Here is an 18,852-nt window from a genome sequence, read left to right as displayed (position 1 = left end):
GGCGTCTTTTTCGTAGCCTACATTTACAAAAGCGGCATTCAGTCCAGCAACGGGTTTTCTTATTTTGGCAATAAAAATATCACCAACTTGGAAGTTGCTTGTTTCTTGTTCTTTGTGTAATTCAATTAGTTTTCCATCTTTTAATAAGGCAAAATCTACAGCTTCAGAACTAGATCTAATAATCAATTCTTTATTCATATGTAAATTTTTATCTGCATTTTTTAGATAATAGATAATAGATTAATAGATAATAGATTTAAAAAAAAAACTAAAATCTAAAATCTAAAATCTAAAATTAAATTAGTACAGATGGATTAAACATTACAGGTTTTTACCTGGGAGAAAAGTAGATTTTTAGATAAAAATGTTTTAGATAATAAGATTTAGTCTTTTATCTATTTGTCTTTTATCTATTTGTCTTTTCCTCAATTTCAATGAACGTTTAAAAAAGAAAAAAGTAGTTTAGAACTACTTTTTCTTTTTGTGACGGTTAGCTCTTGCACGTTTTTTACGTTTGTGCGTTGCTTCCTTTTGTCTTTTTCTTTTTTTACCACTTGTCATAATCTTGTTGTTTTATTGATTAATACATTATTTTGTTTCGTTGTTTATTTTAACTCCTTCTACGAATACTTTAGCAGGTTTAAATGCTGGAATATTGTGTGCTGGAATTTTAATCGTTGTGTTTTTAGAAATGTTTCTTCCTGTTTTTTCAGCTCTAGTTTTGATGATAAAACTACCAAAGCCTCTTAGGTAAACGTTGTCTCCAGTTTCTAATGAATTTTTTACTTCTTCCATAAAAGATTCCACTGTAGCTTGTACATCACCTTTTTCTATTCCTAATTTGTCAGCAATTTTAGCTACGATATCTGCTTTTGTCATTTTAATTCGTAATTAAGTTTATGTATTTTTTTGAGAGTGCAAATATATAAATAAATTAAACAATATTTAACCTAATTGATTAAAATTTAATCACATAAACTTTTATTTTTGCTAACCAATTCTTAACAATGAAATTTAGTAAAACAATAACAACGTGGTATTTAGAGCATAAACGTGATTTGCCGTGGCGAAAAACAATCAATCCGTATCATATTTGGCTGTCCGAAATTATGCTTCAACAGACTCGAGTAGCACAAGGATTGCCCTATTATATAGCCTTTACGTCTCGTTTTCCAACTGTTTTTGATTTAGCAAACGCTAGCGAAGAAGAAGTTTTAAAACTATGGCAAGGTCTAGGATATTATTCGCGAGCTCGAAATTTGCACGCAACAGCAAAACATATTGCTTTTGATTTAGACGGAATTTTTCCACTTAATTTTAAAAATTTATTAAAACTAAAAGGCGTTGGTGAGTATACTGCTGCTGCAATTGCTTCTTTTTCTTACAACGAAGTGGTTCCTGTTGTTGATGGTAATGTGTATCGTGTGCTTTCCCGATATTTTAATGTCGAAACGGATATTGCTTCAGCAAAAGCAAAAAAAGAATTTACTGATTTGGCTCAAGAAATAATACTAAAAGAAAATCCAGCATTGTTCAATCAAGCCATTATGGAGTTTGGTGCTTTGCAATGCGTTCCAAAAAGCCCAAACTGTGGCAATTGTGTTTTAAATACTAGCTGCTTGGCTTTGTCTTTGAAAAAAGTAGATAAACTGCCCTTGAAAATCAAAAAAACAAAAGTAAAACATCGCTTTTTGAATTATTTGTTTGTTTTGGACGCTGAAAACAAAACCCAAATAAACCAGCGCACAATGAAAGGAATTTGGCATAACTTGTACGAATTCCCATTGGTGGAAACCGAAATAGAAGAATCGGACATGACTATTTTAGAACTAATCAACAATCAAAACAACAATATTTTCGAAATTGTATTGATGGATTCCGAAACAGTCCTTCACAAATTAAGTCATCAGCATTTGCATATTAAATTCTGGAAAATAAAACAAAATACAACTTTCGAAAACGGATTGGACTTTGAGCGTTTAAATACCTATCCATTTCCAATTGTGATTCACAATTTTATTGCGAATAATAAGTTTTAATTAAATATAAGTACCTTTGATATTATTCAAACAGATTTAAAATGAGTGGGACATTAAATAAGGTTATGTTAATAGGTTATCTTGGCGAAGATGTCAAGATGCATTATTTTGATGGTGGTAATTGTATTGGAAGATTTCCGCTAGCCACTAACGAGGTATATATTAACAAAACTACAGGTGAAAAAATAACCTCAACCGAATGGCACAATGTATCGGTTCGGAATAAAGCGGCCGAGATTTGCGAAAAATATTTATCAAAAGGTGATAAAATATATGTGGAAGGTCGAATAAAATCAAGACAATGGCAAGCTGAAGACGGCACCACCAAACACACTACAGAGATTCAAGTAACGGAGTTTACTTTTTTGAGCACCAAAAAAGAGTTTGACAACTCTAAATCTCAAACCGAAGCAGCTAAAACCAATACATTTAATCCAAATATCGAAAACGATTTACCTTTTTAATACTATATATGTTTCCTAAATATTTTTCTTTGTTGCCGTTTGCTCTAATTGCTACTTGCGTTATAAGTTGCAAAAATGATGTCTTACCCAAACCTAAAAGTTATTTGAGTTTGAATTATCCTACTCCCAAATACAGTAAATTTGACAAAAACTGCGGTTTTAGTTTCAATTACAATACTCTGGGAAAAGTAGTTGATAAAGGCAATTGTAATTTTGACATTGAATATCCATCAATGAAAGCAACGGTGTACTTGAACTACAAGCCTGTAACTAACAATATTACTCTTTTACTACGTGATGCACAAAAACTAACCTACGAACATGTGATTAAAGCGGATGATATTCTAGAACAACCTTATGTAAACAAAGAAAAAAAATCGTATGGAATGTTTTATGAAGTAGGTGGAAATGCTGCTTCTCAATCACAGTTTTATTTAACCGACAGCACACGACATTTTCTGGTAGGATCTGTTTATTTTTACGCAAAACCCAATTATGACTCTGTTTTACCAGCTGCAGATTATATAAAAAATGATTTGAGAGCTTTGATGGAAAGCTTGAAATGGAAATAATATAGGCTCGCAATTGCGAGCCTATATTTTATAAAATATTCTTTTGATTTACATTGTAGCCGGTTTTTCTGAAGCTGAACAAGATTTTTTGCTTGAGCAACAACCTGATTTCTTTTCTTCTTTTGCAACAGCTGGAGCATCACTTACAGCAGCTTCTTCCAAAGATTTTTTAGATTTTCTTTTCTTTTTCTCAACTTTTTTGTCTTTTTCTTGAGTTGGCTCTTGAAATAACATTGCCTTATCCGCAGAATTCTTCACACCAGAAACTTTATAGGTTTTACCATTAGCAACCGCTTCAACTGTAGCAATAATTTTTTCAGGGTTTTGAATGTTAGAATCGTACTCGATTGTAGCTGTTTTTTTGTCAAAATCAACGGTAGCTTTTTGTACTCCTTCAAGATCAACTAGTTTGTTTTCGATAACTTTAGCACAACCCATTGCGCAAGTCATTCCATCAATGTTAAAAGTGGTTGTTTCAGCTTTAGCAATTGCGCCTGATGAAGTTATAGTAGTTTCAGTTACTGCTTCTTCTGTGTTTTTTTTACAGCTTACAAATACTGTGGCTGTAATGATAAGTGTTGCAAGTAGTACTTTGATATTTTTCATTTTTTATAAAATTTAAGTTTTCAAATTATTATAACAAAAATATATAAAAAACAATTCGTTATTCATAAAAATAACAGAATTTTGGCAATTCAAAACAAAAGTATGTTATCAAAAAATAATAAGTGGTTTTTATTGATTTTACTTTCACTTATCTGGGGAAGTTCATTTATTCTTATCAAACGTGGCTTGGTTGGACTTAACGCTTTTCAGGTTGGATCGCTGCGAATTATTTTTACATCCATTTTTCTATTGTTAATTGGTTTCAAATCCCTGTCAAAAATTCCACACATTCAATGGAAATATGTTGCAATGACGGCTTTTTTTGGCACCTTTTTACCGGTGTATTTGTTTTCGTATGCGCAAACACAAATACACAGTTCAGTGAGCGCCATATTGAATTCGCTAACTCCTATGAATACTTTGATTCTTGGAATTTTAGCCTTTGGATTAACGTTTAAAAGAGGGCAAATAATTGGCGTTTTGATTGGGTTAGCTGGAAGTATATTACTGGTTTACAATGGCGCTATTAACAATCCTAATCAGAATTATTTTTATGCAATTTTCATTGTTATCGCTTCTTTGTGTTACGCAACGAATGTAAATCTGATTAAAAAATATTTATCTGATTTATCACCTATGAGTATTAGTGTGGGGAATTTTGCAGTTTTGCTTATTCCTGCCCTAGTTGTTTTAAGTTTTTCTGGGTTCTCGGAAGTTGTTTATTTGCCTAAAGCACAACATTCTATGCTCTTTGTTGCTGTTCTGGGTATTGTAGGCACTGGAATAGCGAATTTGATTTTCTTTCGATTGATACAAATATCGTCACCTGTTTTTGCCACTTCCGTAACCTATTTGATTCCTGTTGTGGCTTTTGGCTGGGGATTATTAGACAACGAAATGCTTACGCCTGTTCAGTTTTTAGGGGCTTTCATAATATTAGTTGGGGTTTATATGGCGAGTAGGAAGTAAACTATAACCCTTTTTGGGAATTTAAGTGTTATTCAATAGCCTTTACAACTGCTTTTTCTGCTTCTTTTCGAGTGCCATCAAAACCATCAATTCCTGATACAGTCGTGTATTTTAATACATGTTTTTTTCCTGGATTGATTCGTTGGTAAACACTTTGCACCATTAGTGTTGCTTCGTGAAAACCACACAAAATAAGTTTTAGTTTTCCTGGATAGGTGTTGACATCGCCAATGGCATAAATTCCTTCGATATTGGTTTGGTAATCTAAGGCGTTATTGACTTTTATGGCGTTTTTTTCGATTTCTAATCCCCAATTGGCAATAGCACCGAGTTTTGGTGTAAGTCCAAAGAGCGGAATAAAATAATCGGTTTTTATGTTGCGATGTGCGCCATTTTCATCAATATCAATAGATTCTAGGTGTTCTGATCCATTTAAACCTACAACTTCTGCTGGTGTTATTAAGTGTATTTTGCCTGAATGCTTGAGTTCTTGAACTTTTTCGACTGAATCTAAAGCACCCCGAAATTCGTTTCGGCGGTGAATTAAAGTGACTTCGGAAGCTACATTAGAAAGGAAAACACTCCAGTCTAGCGCTGAATCGCCTCCGCCGGCAATCACTATTTTTTTATCGCGGAAAAGCTCTGGGTTTTTTACAAAATATTCTACGCCTTTGTCTTCATAGAATTCAATGTCTTCGATGAGTGGCTTTCTAGGTTCGAAACTTCCTAATCCGCCAGCAATAGCGACTGAATTGGCGTGGTGTTCGGTTCCTTTGTCAGTAGTTACGATGAATGTTCCGTCGTCGAGTTTTTGAATGGTTTCTGCTTTTTCGTTTAAGGTAAAACCTGGTTGAAACTGCTTGATTTGTTCCATTAGATTATCGACTAAATCGCCAGCTAATACTTCTGGATAGCCAGGAATATCGAAAATTGGTTTTTTGGGATACAGTTCGGTAAGTTGTCCGCCAGGTTGTGGCAAACCATCAATAATGTGACATTTTAGTTTGAGAAGTCCTGCTTCAAACACGGTAAAAAGTCCTGTAGGTCCTGCTCCGATGATGAGTATGTCTGTTTTGATCATTTTTTTGAAAAGGTTCAAAGTTACAAAGTTACTGAGATACTAAGTTTTTGTTTGCGTGAGGGATTGAAGTGGAAAGCCCACAGCCTGACGAAGGAAGTGCGAGGACTTGCAACGGAAAGCCCGACCCGTAGCTTTTTGCGAAGGGTCACGCCCTCCATCGTCAAGCTCTGGATATTTTATTTAGGCTACATTGACCACGGTTTCTATTTGTGGTGCGTATCGTTTTATGGTGGTTTCTACGCCTGCTCGCATGGTCATTTGACTGACACTGCAAGAGGTACAAGCACCTTCGAGACGGACTTTGACGTGTTTTTCGTCTTCGATTGAGATTAACGTGATGTCTCCGCCATCGGAATTCAAGAATGGTCTGATTTCTTCGAGCGCTTTTTCGACGTTTAGAGTTAATTCTTCTGTTGTCATTTTTTTTTTAGATTTTTAGATTATCCGATTTTTAGATTATTCGAAAATACTGTAATCGAATAATCTAAAAGTCAAATAATCTATTTTTTATTTACTGCGCTGCAACCTGCCATTGTTGTAATCTTGATGGCTTCGGTAGCTGGTAAGTTTTCGTTTCGGGCTACGGTTTCTTGTACTACGTTTCGGGTAATTTGTTCGAAAATTGTCTCGATTACGGATCCTGTTTGCAAGGCGGCTGGACGACCATAATCACCTGCTTCTCTGATGCTTTGCACGATTGGAACCTCACCTAAAAATGGCACTTGAAGGTCTAATGCTAGATTTTTTGCGCCTTCTTTTCCGAAAATGTAATATTTGTTGTTTGGCAGTTCTTCTGGTGTGAAGTACGCCATATTTTCTATAATTCCCAAAACAGGAACGTTAATGGCATCTGAAAGAAACATTGAAACCCCTTTTTTAGCATCGGCAAGTGCTACGGCTTGTGGCGTACTAACTACGACTGCGCCTGTAATTGGCAACGATTGCATTATGGAAAGATGAATATCACCTGTTCCTGGTGGCAAATCGATTAACATAAAGTCGAGTTCGCCCCAATGTGCGTCGAAAATCATTTGGTTTAATGCTTTGGAAGCCATTGGTCCTCGCCAAATAACGGCTTGACTTGGTGCGGTGAAAAATCCAATAGATAAAATTTTTATTTCGAAACTTTCTACGGGTTTCATTTTGGATTTTCCGTTGATTTCGATAGATAGAGGTTTTTCGGTTTCTACATCGAACATTATGGGCATACTTGGCCCATAGATATCTGCATCAAGAATTCCAACTTTGAATCCCATTTTGGCTAATGTTACGGCTAAGTTTGCAGTAACCGTAGATTTTCCTACGCCGCCTTTTCCAGACGCTACTGCAATAATGTTTTTGATTCCAGGAATAGCTTTTCCTTTTATTTCGTTTGCTTTTTCTGGAGTTTCTACCTTTGTATTGACTTTTACTTTTACTTCTGGCGAAAAAGTTTCTTGTATTAGTTTGCGAATGTCGTCTTCGGCACGTTTCTTAATGTGCATTGCTGGTGTGTGCAAGACTAAATCGACTACTACTTCGTCGCCAAAAGTAATCACGTTAGTTACCGCACCGCTTTCTACCATATTTTTTCCTTCGCCAGCAATTGAAATGGCTTCTAATGCTTTGAGGATTTCTTTTCTGTCTAGTTTCATTGTGTATCTTAATTTCAGTTATCTTTATTTAAACTGATTTTAGATTGCAAAGATAGTGAAGAAGTTGCAAAGTGACAAAGTTTAAGAGTTGCAAAGTTTAGATAGACAAATGATAAAGTTTTGTTAGTGACAATTGTAATTATTACATTGAAATATAACCATTGACTGCTAATTTATTAATTATATTTTTTGCAGTTACGTCCTTGCTCATTTTGTATCCAACAAAATTACCGCTATTGTCAAATTTAATTTTAAAAACTTTCTTGTCGAAAGTATTATTTCCTCATTTAAAAACTCTTTATAACCAGGATATGTAGCCATTTTAGGCAACCAAGTGGCTATTATATTATTTTTTTTATCAGTAACAATATATTTCTCAACTCCTTGATTTTGATTTAAAATTAATTCTATTCTACATAATATTATATCGTTTCCTGATTTTTTTACATTTCCTAAATCATCGATAATAAGGTTGTAACTGTCCGCCAATTTATTTTCTTCTTCAATTTTGTTTTGATTCCCTAGGTATTTTTCAGATATATTATTTTTTTCGCCCGTTAGAAAAGCATTTATTGTTGCCGTATTTAAACCATTTGCATTTAAAAAATCCTTAATAATCATTGTTTTTATAACGCTTTTTTCAATTCCGAAAGGAGAAAATTTTTCAAAATTGAATTCGTTAGAAAGGTTTTGTTTTTCATCTTTCATTTCTAACCAAGTTATAGGACTAGGTAGTTCGACAAATTTTTTAGTTATTGTTATAGAATATGAATCATCTAGCGATGACACTTTGTAAACAAATTTTTCAGTTGCTATCTTGGCTATTTCTTTTTTATCTAAAAATACTATTCCGTCTTTAATTTTCACATCTTGTGCAAAAGTTGAAGTAAAGACTACCAAAAAAAAGGACACTACTATTTTTTTCATTTTTTATTTTTTTGGCAAAAATAGAAATAATATCTCATTAAACTAAAAACCCGTTGGGTGCAATTAAATAAATCACATTAGAATTATTAAATCTATTTAAAATCAAAGTCTAATTAAGAGATAATGTCAGTCTGAGCTTAGCTTGTGCTGACAAAGGAAGTAAAGACTAAAAAGAGTGCACTTCGACAAGCTCAGTGTGACAAATCACAATTAATTAGCTTTAAAAAAATTACACCCAACGGGTTAAACTAAAACTTTTAAACCTGCATTTCTGGCATCCAAAAAACTTTCTCGAAATCAATAATTTGATTGTCAATAACAACAATGCCTTCGCTTTCTAATAGTTGTTGCATTAAATTGGTGCCGTCAAAGTGGTGTTTTCCAGTTAGCAAACCTTTTCTGTTCACGACACGGTGCGCTGGAACATCTTCCATATTGTGAGACGCATTCATAGCCCAACCCACCATTCTAGCAGATCGTGCTGTTCCTAAAACTTTTGCAATGGCTCCATAGGAAGTGACTTTGCCATAAGGAATTTGTCTGGCTACTGCATAAACGCGTTCAAAAAAATTGGCTTCCAAAACTAAAAATAATATTTAATAATATTGAAAAGCGTTACAAGCGCAACGACTCCAGTTATAGATCCTATGATGGTGTTCATATTTTTGATAATAAAATCCGTTTTAGATTCAATCTTTTTAAAGAAAGCAATGTAGGCATAAAAAACACCAAACGATCCCAAAACCGCTCCCGAAACAAAGGTGTAAATTGAAATTTTATCGAAAGTAAAATAATTGAATGATGCTAAACCAACGCTTACAAACACATAATAAGGAATTGGGAAAAAGTTAATTGCTGACAAAAGCATTCCAAGGAAAAAACGACTTTTTTTACTTTTAATTTTAACGACGTCTTTGTTTTTTGGCGCTGGTTTTTTGGCTATCCAAAGAAAATACACTGTCAATAGAGCAAAAATAACAAACCCAACTTCACGAAGCAAAATCACAATTTCTTGATGACTATCAATATAACTTGCAAAAATTAACGCTACCAATGTTTGAAAAAAAATAATTAAAATAGCCCCAAAAGTAAACAACATCGCTCTAGTTTTTCCATCTTGAACACTCACTTTTGCAGCTGTCATATTGATTAATCCTGGCGGAAAAATTCCAAGAATAGAAGCGATGAGTCCTGATAAAAACGGAAGTAAAACGGTCATATTACACTTTAAAAGTTACTTTATTTTGAAACGAATATACGTAATTGATTTGTTAATTTCTAAATATTGTTTCTCATAAAAAGTCTGAATCTCAGTAACTTCCTCTGGTGAACCTTCGTTTGTATAAACATTATGGTTGGCATACAGCACCTCATGTCCTTCACCGTGAAGTAACCCAAGAGTGTAACCGTGCATAAACTCTGAATCGGTTTTAAGATTCATAATTCCGTCTGGTTTTAATATTTTTTTGTACAATTGCAAAAACTCTGAATTGGTCATACGGTGTTTGGTGCGTTTGTATTTTATTTGTGGATCAGGAAAAGTAATCCATATCTCATCGACTTCATTCTCGGCAAAAATATGATTGATAAGTTCAATTTGTGTGCGTACAAAAGCTACATTATGCAAACCTGTTTCGACAGCAGTTTTTGCGCCTCGCCAAAAACGAGCTCCTTTAATATCAATACCTACAAAATTTTTATTTGGAAATTTTTGAGCCAATCCAACAGAATATTCGCCTTTACCGCAACCCAATTCTAACACAATTGGATTTGAGTTTTTAAAAAAATCTTGATTCCACTTGCCTTTTAATGCAAATGAATTAGAAACTACTTCCTCACGAGTTGGTTGAAAAACATTTTCAAATGTTTCGTTTTCACCAAATCTTTTTAACTTATTTTTACTTCCCACGATATTACTTAATATTTTGGTAAAATTAAGGAAATATATAGCAATTGAAATAGTTTTATCTTTATTGATAATAATTTATTAATATATTATTTTAAAATCTTTGGAAGAAATAAAAAAAAACATACTCGTTGCTCCACTTAATTGGGGTTTAGGTCACGCTACAAGATGCATACCAATAATCAGAGCATTAGTTAAAAACAACTTTAATCCCATCCTAGCTTCAGATGGAGTGGCTCTTGAAATGTTGCGAAAAGAATTTCCAACACTACAAACTCTTGAATTGCCTTCTTATGAAATTGAGTATGCAAAAAATGGTAAAAATTTCAAATGGAAAATGTTAAAGAATAGCCCAAAAATGATTTCGGCTATTCTTAACGAAAAGAAAATCATAAAAGACTGGGTTACTGAATATAATTTGTGTGGCATTATTTCAGACAATCGATTGGGTGTTCGAAGCAAAAAAATCCCCTCTATTTTTATCACACATCAATTGAATGTTTTGACAGGCAATACGTCTTGGATAACCAGTAAATTGCATCAAAATATTGTAAAAAAATTTTACGAATGTTGGGTCCCAGATTTTAAAGAAAAACCAAATTTGACAGGAAAACTAGGTCATTTAAAGAATTCTGATCTCAAATTAAAATACATTGGCCCACTTTCTAGATTGGAAAAAAAAGAGTTGCCAAAAAAATACGATTTGATGATCATCCTTTCTGGTCCTGAACCTCAACGAACAATGCTTGAAGAAAAATTGAGTGTTGCGGTTTTAAAATTTGATGGAAAAGTATTGTTTGTTAAAGGCATTATTGAAGAAAAAAAGAAAACAGGTCAAATAGGCAACACTTCTTTTTGTAACTATATGAATTCAGACGAATTAGAAATTGCTTTTAATGAAAGTGAAATGGTACTATGTCGTTCTGGCTATACTACCATAATGGATTTAGCAAAACTAGGAAAAAAAGCCTTCTTTATTCCTACTCCAGGTCAATATGAGCAAGAATATTTAGCCCGAAGATTAAAGAAAAATAATTTCTTTCCGTTTGCCAACCAAGATGATTTTAAAATAGAGAATTTATTAGAAATACCGATGTACAGTGGCATTCAAACTGTGGAAAATGAAGTAAACTGGAAATCGCTGTTTGCTGCTTTTTAAATTTTTTCTTTTGGCAAAGAAAATGAAAACTCGGAACCTTTGCCATAAGTACTGTCTACATAAATTTTTTCATTATGCGCTTCAATAATATGTTTTACTATAGCTAAACCTAGGCCTGAACCACCTTCGGATCGAGCCCCACTTTTATCAACACGATAAAAACGCTCGAATAGTCTTGGTAAATTTAGCCTTTCAATTCCTTCGCCATTGTCCATAATTTTTATTAGGACTTTATGATTTGCAATGGCTTCAAAACCTATTTCTGTGGAACCACCAACTTTTCCGTATTTTATAGAATTTTCGACTAGATTGGTGACTACTTGTTGAATTTTGTCATAATTTCCTATTACAATAATTGGTCTCAAATATTTCTCATCAAAGGTTAATGTGATGTCTTTTTTATCGGCTTTCATTTCGAGTAAATCCATTACAGATTGTACTAGACTAACAACATCAAAAGGGAGCATTTCAAGCTTGCCATCTGACATTTCGAGTTTTGCAATAGTATCCAGATCTTCAACAATATAAATCAATCGCTCTACTCCTTTTTCTGCCCGTTCTAGGTATTTTTTTCTAATAAATTTATCTTTCATTGCACCATCAAGCAATGTTGAGATATACCCTTGCACAGTAAACAAAGGTGTTTTGAGCTCATGAGACACGTTGCCTATAAATTCTCTTCTGAAATCTTCTCGGTCATTTAATACTTTGATTTCTAGTTTTTTATCAGAAGCAAATTGTTGAACCTGACTTGTAATTTCAGATAAATCAGTACTTAATGATTGGTTCAAAAAAGAATTAGAATCCAGAAATGAGATTTCGTCATAGAGCTTTTTCACTCTTCTGTATATGAATTTTTCGGTACGATACTGCAAAATAAACAAGGAGAATGCTGCAACAGAAATAAAGAATAATATCGAAAATTTTAGTAACGCAACAGGATTGATATCTAATATAAAATAGGATAAAAGAAATGCAATTCCAGTTGCAAAAAAGGTAATGTACAAAGTGGATTTTACAGCAAACTTGTATGTTTTTTTTAAGCTAAAATTCATTTAATTTTCAAATTTATATCCAACTCCTTTTATGGTTTTAAATAAATCTTCGCCAATTTTTTCTCTTAATTTACGGATATGCACATCGATAGTACGACCTCCAACTACGACTTCGGTTCCCCAAACTTTGTCTAGAATCTCTTCTCTCTTAAAAACTTTTCCTGGTTTTGAAGCTAACAGATAGAATAATTCAAACTCTTTTCGAGGTAAAATAATTTCAACATCTTCTTTAATTATTTTGTATTCTTCTCTATTAATAATAATATTCCCTAGATTTATAGTTTCACTATTTGCGGTTTCCGCTTCATCTTTTAATCGTCGTAAGAGTGCTTTCACTTTGCTTACTAGAACTTTAGGTTTTATGGGTTTGGTAATATAATCGTCAGCACCAGCATCAAATCCAGCTACCATAGAGTAATCTTCGCTTCTGGCGGTAAGAAAAGTAATAATCACATGACTTAATTCTGGGAGTTTTCTAATGTTTTCGCAGGCTTCCATCCCATCCATTTCTGGCATCATTACATCCATAATAATAAGATGTGGAATGTGTTTTTTTGCTTTTTGAATGGCTTCTTTACCGTTTTCTGCAGTAAAAACTTGATATCCTTCTTGCGTTAAATTGTACCCAACAATTTCTAAAATATCAGCTTCATCATCAACCAATAGGATCTTTATATCTTTTTTTTTCATATTTAGTATTCCTAAATTTTTAATGTAAAAGTAACTATAATTTAAACCAAACAATATGGGTAACAAAAATTTAATCTCATAATGTTAAATTAACACAACCAAAACTAAAACGTAACCTTTGCGTAACAACAACTTTGCATTACGACCGTTTCTTTGCACAAAAATAAAACACACTGTAATGAAATTCAAATTCTCATTTTTATTCTTATTTTTTGCCACTGTAGCAATAGCACAAACAGGCAAGGTTACAGGCAAAATTTCTGACAATGATCTTAAAGGAGAATCGCTTCCATTTGCAAATGTAGCCATTAAAGGAACTTCCCTTGCGGTAACTACTGATATGGAAGGAAAATACAGTATTGAAGTTCCCGAAGGAAATCATACTATTGTTTTTAGCTTTTTAGGATATGAATCCAAAGAAGTAGCTTTTTCTATAGCTGCAAATGAGACTAAAGAATTAAACGAAAACTTAGGCTCAGGTAGTGTTACCATGGAAGATGTGGTTATCAAAGCCACTACAAGTCGCGAAAAAGAAACGGCCTTGTTACTGGATCAAAGAAAAGCAGTTGAAATCAAACAAAGTATTGGAGCACAAGAGATGTCTCGCAAAGGAGTGAGTAATGTAGAAAGTGGTTTGACAAAAATTACAGGTATTTCTAAAGTAGAATCTCGTGGATTATTTGTTCGTGGATTAGAAGAAAGGTACAACAACTTGTTGATAAACGATTTACAAGCACCATCCAACTCCCCTTTTAAGAAAATAATTCCGTTGGATTTGTTTCCTACAGACATTGTAGGTGTTTTGAGTGTATTCAAGACGTTTAATCCCAATATTTCTGGAGATTTTGCAGGCGCAACTATCAACATTGAAACAGCACAACCAAGAACAAGCATTACCAAATTAAGTACTGGATTTGGATTTACAACTGGGAATAACAACGAAGATTTTTTAATCTCTGAAGATGCAAATACAACTCAAGGTTTTCTTGGTTTTTTAGGAAAAGATAGAGCGCTTCCATCACAATTTGGAACTAGACCTTCTGGAAAAATATTAACCGCAGCCGAATACAAAGAAACTTCAAAACAAAATTCATGGAATGTTGATTCAACTACAAGTCCCATAAATAACAGTTTGAGTTTTTTGCATGCAGAAAAATTTAGTTTAGAAAATGACAAGTCTATAAACTATATTTTCTCTTTCAATGGAGACAACAAGTATAAAGTCCTTCAAGGTGTTAATAGAACTTTCAATCAGGGACAAGGTAACTATGACAATAATTTAATAGAAACCGAATACGATTATTCCACTACTTTTTCAGGCTTGTTTGGTGTAAAATATAAATCAAGCCGTTTTGCAATAGCTGTAAATTCATTTATGTTACGCTCTACGTCTAGTGCAATAATTGATAACCTTGGGTATACAAACAGTTTGTCTACAGACAACAATATAATTATTCGTGAAAACACATTTGAAGAATCAAACTATTGGAACAATCAAATTTTAGCCAATTATGACATTACTAAAAATGGTAATCATTCCATAAAAGGTGGTTTTTCGTATGTAAAAACGGCTTTTGGGCAACCTGATAGAAAATTTATAAGGGGACGAAAATTAAACGATACGGACATTCAGCATTCTTATGGAGGAAACACTTTAATTCGTCAGTTTCTTGATGTGTCAGGCGATAGATATTTCTCAGGAATGTTAGAGTACAGCATTAAATTTAAGGAAAAAGAAAACGGAAAAGCAACCAAACTGGCTTTTGGCTATAACGGATTCAGTAACGAACAGGTAACATCATACCGATTCTTGTTTGGAAAACCATTAATTGCAAGTACTTATGTTACTAATTTGAACGACATCAATCAAGTCATTAATACGGATGTAAATTCTGGAATATTAAACTTTACCGAAGAATCTCCTGGAAGTTTTAAAAATAAATTATTTCAAAATGTAAATGCTGGATATGTAAATAGCTTCTTTAATTTTGGAGAAAAATGGGAATTAAACGGTGGTGTTCGTGTCGAAAATTCAGTTAGAGAAATTAAATACAGAGAAGTTGGAGATGCATTTACAAGTAATTTTAGAAAAAAAACAAATGAAAAATTAGATATTCTTCCATCTGTAAATGTGAAATATATTTTAAACGAAAAAAATAATATTCGCTTTGCTGGTTCAAAAACATTAACAAGCCCTATAACTTCTGAAGTTATTCCAATTGAATATGTAAATCCTGATGGAACTGTCGAAAGAGGAAATCCTAATTTGTTAAATAGTGATAATATTAATATAGATTTAAAATATGAATTATTTCCTAACAACAACGAGTTAATAGCGGTTGGTGTTTTTGGAAAACAAATTACAAATCCAATCGAGCGTGTATTGATACCTACTGGAAGTAGTGGTGGACAAATCGTGAGTTATGACAACTCTAAAGAAGCAACTGTTTATGGAATCGAAATTGAGGCGTTGTTACAGCTAAAAAGAATCAGTCCTTTTTTAAATAAATTTTCTTGGGGATTCAACACATCGCTTATGAAAACAAAAGTTAAAACAGGATCTACTTTAAACACTCTTGAAAATAACTCAACAAGAGCATTACAAGGTGCAGCTGACTGGGTAATTAATTCAGACCTGAAATACGATTTTGAATTTAATGAGGATATGAAAAATACCATATCAGTAGTTTATGGAGTAACAGGAGATAGGATTTATACCGTAGGAACAGCTGGAATAGATCATATTTATGAAAGACCTTTTCACAAAATGGATTTTGTTTGGTCAAGCAAATTATCTAAAAATATTGAAGCAAAATTAGCTGTTAACAACATTTTAGATCCAACATTTAAAAGAGAATTAGGAAGTAAGAGCACACAAACTATTTCTGAGTCAGATTTGACATTGAGAGAATACAAAAGAGGAACTGGTTTTTCTTTAAACATAAGTTATACTTTTTAAGTACAATCTTAACTAAATTCTGAAAACCCATTTGTAAAAAAATTACAAATGGGTTTTTTGCTTCAAGATATATTTTTGGCTGTAAAAAATATGTTAACCGATTAACTTAAACTTTACATTATGTTTATTTATTTATAAACTAACAATAACCATTTGATAACTAAAAACAACTGCTTTTAAAATATTTTTGTACAAATAATTATAAACAACAATACAATGAAAAAATTAATTTTAAGTATTTCAATCCTTGCTTCAATGTTTACCGCTTGTACTTCAAGTGACGATCCTATTATCCCTGTTTTTCCACCGGCTTTAGGAAGTGGTGAAATAACAGGAAATGCAACTGCTAATAAAACGTACGTTAAAGGAAACTATACTTTAAATGGAACTGTAAAAATCAAATCAGGAATTACCTTGACTTTTGATGCAGGTTCAACTATAACAGCCGATGTAACTAATGGTGTTGATGCCTTAGTTATAGAAAATGGTGGTAAACTTGTAATGAATGGTACAGCAGCTGAACCTATTGTAATGACACACGCTACTAAAGTACCTGGGTCTTGGGGAGGAATTATAATGTATGGTAATGCCCCTATTGTAGGTGCTGCCTCTGTGGCTTCTGCTTCTGCAGAAGACGGATTAACAAATGAGGCTGGAACGGCATATCTTTATGGTGGAACAAATGCCACACACAATGGTGGAACTTTAAGATACGTTCGTGTGGAATATGCAGGTAAAAAAATCACGGATGGAACAAGCGAAATGAATGGTTTCTCTTTCTATTCTGTAGGTTCTGGAACTGTATTGGAAAATTTAGTATCTTATAAAGGTGCTGATGACGGATTTGAATTTTATGGAGGAACTGTAAGTGCTTCTAACCTTATTTCTTACGGGAATTTTGACGATTCATTCGACTGGCAAGACGGTTGGAGAGGTGCAAACAACAGTAACTGGTATGCTTATCAAACAGGAACAGCAAACTTTGGTATGGAAGTTGAGTCTAAAAGTGTAGACAACGCTTTTTGGCCAGTAGTTACAAACATTACTTTAAAAAGAGCTTCAGGAACATTGACTGAAAACGCTTCAGTAGAATATGACGCAATCCAATTCAAAAAACAAGGAAACGGATATTTTTCAAATATTTTAATTTCTGGATACACTGATACAAATGCTACAGCAGTACGTATTCAAGACGCAGCAACAAATACTGGACAAGTTTCAGGAAGCAAAATCAAATTGACAAATGTAAAAATTGACGGTACTACTACTCAATTTGCAGGAGTAACAGGAGTAACTCCAGTATTCCCAGTCGATTTTTATACTTTGAGTACTACAGCTACAGGAGCAACAATCACACCTGGTGCTTGGGCAGTAGTAGATGGAGTGAACTTATTGCAATAAAAAAATAATTTTTTTATACTAAAACGCTCCAATTTACGTTGGAGCGTTTTTTTTGGTATAGTATTTGAAATAAATTTATATCTTTACATTATCTAGAAACTTCAATGAAGAAAAATTACTTTTATACTACATTCCTGTGTTTTTTGTTTTCCTTGGCTGTACAAGCCCAAGAAGGCAAGGATTTTTCATTGGCAGGAAAAAACCAGGACCAACCTTTTGAAAACCTAAGCATATACCCAAACCCTGTTGGGAATGGCAAAATATACATCACTTCCAAAAGCAATGTAGAGAAAGACATCGAAATATTTGACGTGCTCGGTAAGCGTGTAATGCAATTAACTATAGCGACTAAAGAATTGAATGTAGCCTCGCTCACGCCTGGCGTTTACATAATCAAGATTAAAGAAGGCGAACTTCGTGCCACTAGAAAATTGATTATTAAGTAATTCTGTCGTTTCGATGAAGGAGACTTGAACGGTAGACAACAGACCTAGTAAAACACATTTCAAAGAGTGAGAAAAAAAACTTAATGATTTTTTTACATCACATTATATCAAGTAATTAAATTACTTATTATATTTACACTCTATTTTTAACAAAAAAAATCAAAATGAAAAAATTTTACACTTTAAGTTTATTGTTGGCTTTAGGATTATCTGCTAATGCACAAGTTGTAATTAGTCAAGTATATGGTGGTGGTGGAAATACAGGAGCAACATATCTAAATGACTTTGTCGAATTATTTAATCGTGGTACAGTCGCTCAAAGCTTGAATGGATGGTCTGTTCAATATACATCAGCAACTGGAACTACATGGACACAAAAAACAGATTTGCCAAATGTAATGCTTCAACCTGGTCAATATTATTTGATACAGGAAGCAGCAAATGCAGCAATAGGAATTGCTTTGCCAACACCTGATTTAAATGGAGTTAGTACAGCCAGCACACCTGTAACTGGAATACCAATGGCTGGAGGAGCTGGAAAAGTTGTTTTAGCAAATTCAACAGTTTTTGTCACTGGTGCAAATCCTACAGATTCTCAAGTTGTTGATAAAGTTGGATATGGAACAACGCCAACAGGATTTGAAGGAACTGGACCTACTGGAACAGCACTTCTTAGTACAACTTCAGCTTCAAGAAATTCAGGTGGATGTACTGATACGAATAATAATGCAACCGATTTTACTTCAGGAAATGTTTTACCAAGAAATACCGCTACTACTTTAAATGCTTGCCCTCCTTTAAGCATCCAAGAAAATGCTATTTCTGGATTAAAAATGTATCCAAACCCTGCATCTTCAAGCTTATACATCACATCAAGCAATGGTGCTGATAAAACAGCCGTAATATACAATGTATTAGGCAAAGCAGTACTTACTTCTAAAGTA

Annotated in this window: 20 protein-coding genes and 1 pseudogene; 9 read left to right on the top strand and 12 right to left on the bottom strand. The window is 33.3% G+C overall.

Going from position 1 to position 18,852, the window contains the following annotated elements:
* Together RMO70_RS07275 and RMO70_RS07270 are read right to left on the bottom strand one after the other, a co-directional pair.
* A pseudogene (locus RMO70_RS07275) lies at positions 1-198 on the bottom strand (ribonuclease E/G); the annotation flags it as partial.
* 390 nt (positions 199-588) lie between these two features.
* A complete protein-coding gene (locus tag RMO70_RS07270; protein WP_310555762.1) occupies positions 589-879 on the bottom strand; it encodes an HU family DNA-binding protein in 291 nt (96 codons plus the stop codon).
* Positions 880-1,007: 128 nt separating this feature from the next.
* Here RMO70_RS07270 and mutY point away from each other — a divergent pair, with 128 nt between their 5' ends.
* From mutY to gldD, 3 genes are read left to right on the top strand one after another with little or no spacing between them, the layout of a single operon-like run.
* The gene (gene mutY, locus RMO70_RS07265) at positions 1,008-2,039 is read left to right on the top strand and encodes an A/G-specific adenine glycosylase (RefSeq protein WP_310555761.1); all 1,032 of its coding nucleotides are present in this window, start codon (positions 1,008-1,010) and stop codon (positions 2,037-2,039) included.
* Between the two features lie 41 nt (positions 2,040-2,080).
* Positions 2,081-2,503 (top strand): single-stranded DNA-binding protein, encoded by a 423-nt coding sequence (locus RMO70_RS07260; RefSeq protein WP_310555760.1) that lies wholly within the window; start codon positions 2,081-2,083, stop codon positions 2,501-2,503.
* 8 nt (positions 2,504-2,511) lie between these two features.
* On the top strand, positions 2,512-3,075 hold the full coding sequence (gldD, locus tag RMO70_RS07255; RefSeq protein WP_310555759.1) for a gliding motility lipoprotein GldD: 564 nt from the start codon (positions 2,512-2,514) through the stop codon (positions 3,073-3,075).
* 48 nt (positions 3,076-3,123) lie between these two features.
* Here the strand turns inward: gldD and RMO70_RS07250 are convergent, their stop codons facing one another.
* Positions 3,124-3,681, bottom strand: coding sequence for a heavy-metal-associated domain-containing protein (locus RMO70_RS07250; RefSeq protein ID WP_310555758.1), 558 nt, complete (start codon positions 3,679-3,681; stop codon positions 3,124-3,126).
* Between the two features lie 102 nt (positions 3,682-3,783).
* On the opposite strand from RMO70_RS07250, the gene RMO70_RS07245 reads away from it, so the two are divergent.
* On the top strand, positions 3,784-4,650 hold the full coding sequence (locus tag RMO70_RS07245) for a DMT family transporter (RefSeq protein ID WP_310555757.1): 867 nt from the start codon (positions 3,784-3,786) through the stop codon (positions 4,648-4,650).
* 28 nt (positions 4,651-4,678) lie between these two features.
* On the opposite strand, the gene RMO70_RS07240 is transcribed toward RMO70_RS07245, so the two are convergent.
* From RMO70_RS07240 to trmB, 7 genes are all read right to left on the bottom strand, one after another.
* Positions 4,679-5,731: an NAD(P)/FAD-dependent oxidoreductase gene (locus tag RMO70_RS07240; RefSeq protein ID WP_310555756.1), complete on the bottom strand. Its 1,053-nt coding sequence runs from the start codon at positions 5,729-5,731 to the stop codon at positions 4,679-4,681.
* A gap of 180 nt (positions 5,732-5,911) precedes the next feature.
* Positions 5,912-6,151, bottom strand: coding sequence for a NifU family protein (locus tag RMO70_RS07235; RefSeq protein ID WP_310555755.1), 240 nt, complete (start codon positions 6,149-6,151; stop codon positions 5,912-5,914).
* A gap of 80 nt (positions 6,152-6,231) precedes the next feature.
* On the bottom strand, positions 6,232-7,365 hold the full coding sequence (locus RMO70_RS07230) for an Mrp/NBP35 family ATP-binding protein (protein ID WP_310555754.1): 1,134 nt from the start codon (positions 7,363-7,365) through the stop codon (positions 6,232-6,234).
* A gap of 207 nt (positions 7,366-7,572) precedes the next feature.
* Positions 7,573-8,292 (bottom strand): hypothetical protein, encoded by a 720-nt coding sequence (locus RMO70_RS07225; RefSeq protein ID WP_310555753.1) that lies wholly within the window; start codon positions 8,290-8,292, stop codon positions 7,573-7,575.
* A 257-nt stretch (positions 8,293-8,549) separates the two neighbouring features.
* The gene (locus tag RMO70_RS07220) at positions 8,550-8,873 is read right to left on the bottom strand and encodes an MGMT family protein (protein WP_310555752.1); all 324 of its coding nucleotides are present in this window, start codon (positions 8,871-8,873) and stop codon (positions 8,550-8,552) included.
* Between the two features lie 2 nt (positions 8,874-8,875).
* Positions 8,876-9,511 carry a lysine transporter LysE gene (locus RMO70_RS07215; protein ID WP_310555751.1) on the bottom strand — a complete coding sequence of 212 codons (636 nt, stop codon included), beginning with the start codon at positions 9,509-9,511 and terminating at the stop codon, positions 8,876-8,878.
* Between the two features lie 15 nt (positions 9,512-9,526).
* Positions 9,527-10,201 (bottom strand): tRNA (guanosine(46)-N7)-methyltransferase TrmB, encoded by a 675-nt coding sequence (gene trmB, locus RMO70_RS07210; protein ID WP_310555750.1) that lies wholly within the window; start codon positions 10,199-10,201, stop codon positions 9,527-9,529.
* A 109-nt stretch (positions 10,202-10,310) separates the two neighbouring features.
* Here trmB and RMO70_RS07205 point away from each other — a divergent pair, with 109 nt between their 5' ends.
* Complete coding sequence (locus tag RMO70_RS07205; protein ID WP_310555763.1) at positions 10,311-11,357, top strand: glycosyltransferase; 1,047 nt, start codon at positions 10,311-10,313, stop codon at positions 11,355-11,357.
* Here RMO70_RS07205 and RMO70_RS07200 read toward each other — a convergent pair.
* Positions 11,354-12,412, bottom strand: coding sequence for an ATP-binding protein (locus tag RMO70_RS07200; protein WP_310555749.1), 1,059 nt, complete (start codon positions 12,410-12,412; stop codon positions 11,354-11,356). The two genes, RMO70_RS07205 and RMO70_RS07200, sit on opposite strands and share 4 nt — an antisense overlap.
* Positions 12,413-13,102 carry a response regulator transcription factor gene (locus tag RMO70_RS07195; RefSeq protein WP_310555748.1) on the bottom strand — a complete coding sequence of 230 codons (690 nt, stop codon included), beginning with the start codon at positions 13,100-13,102 and terminating at the stop codon, positions 12,413-12,415.
* A gap of 178 nt (positions 13,103-13,280) precedes the next feature.
* Between RMO70_RS07195 and RMO70_RS07190 the strand changes: the two genes are divergently transcribed.
* The 4 genes from RMO70_RS07190 to RMO70_RS07175 form a co-directional block, all read left to right on the top strand.
* Entirely contained in the window at positions 13,281-16,061 is a 2,781-nt protein-coding gene (locus tag RMO70_RS07190) for a carboxypeptidase-like regulatory domain-containing protein (RefSeq protein WP_310555747.1), read from the top strand.
* A gap of 216 nt (positions 16,062-16,277) precedes the next feature.
* Complete coding sequence (locus tag RMO70_RS07185) at positions 16,278-17,462, top strand: hypothetical protein (RefSeq protein ID WP_310555746.1); 1,185 nt, start codon at positions 16,278-16,280, stop codon at positions 17,460-17,462.
* A gap of 104 nt (positions 17,463-17,566) precedes the next feature.
* Entirely contained in the window at positions 17,567-17,908 is a 342-nt protein-coding gene (locus RMO70_RS07180; protein WP_310555745.1) for a T9SS type A sorting domain-containing protein, read from the top strand.
* 164 nt (positions 17,909-18,072) lie between these two features.
* On the top strand, positions 18,073-18,852 hold a 780-nt coding region (locus RMO70_RS07175; RefSeq protein ID WP_310555744.1), incomplete at its 3' end, for a lamin tail domain-containing protein.

This window comes from Flavobacterium sp. (assembly GCF_031422135.1).
In the GTDB taxonomy this organism is placed as follows: Bacteria; Bacteroidota; Bacteroidia; order Flavobacteriales; family Flavobacteriaceae; genus Flavobacterium.
The sequence above is the reverse complement of the archived record's forward strand: the minus strand, read 5'-3'. Positions and strand labels throughout refer to the sequence as shown.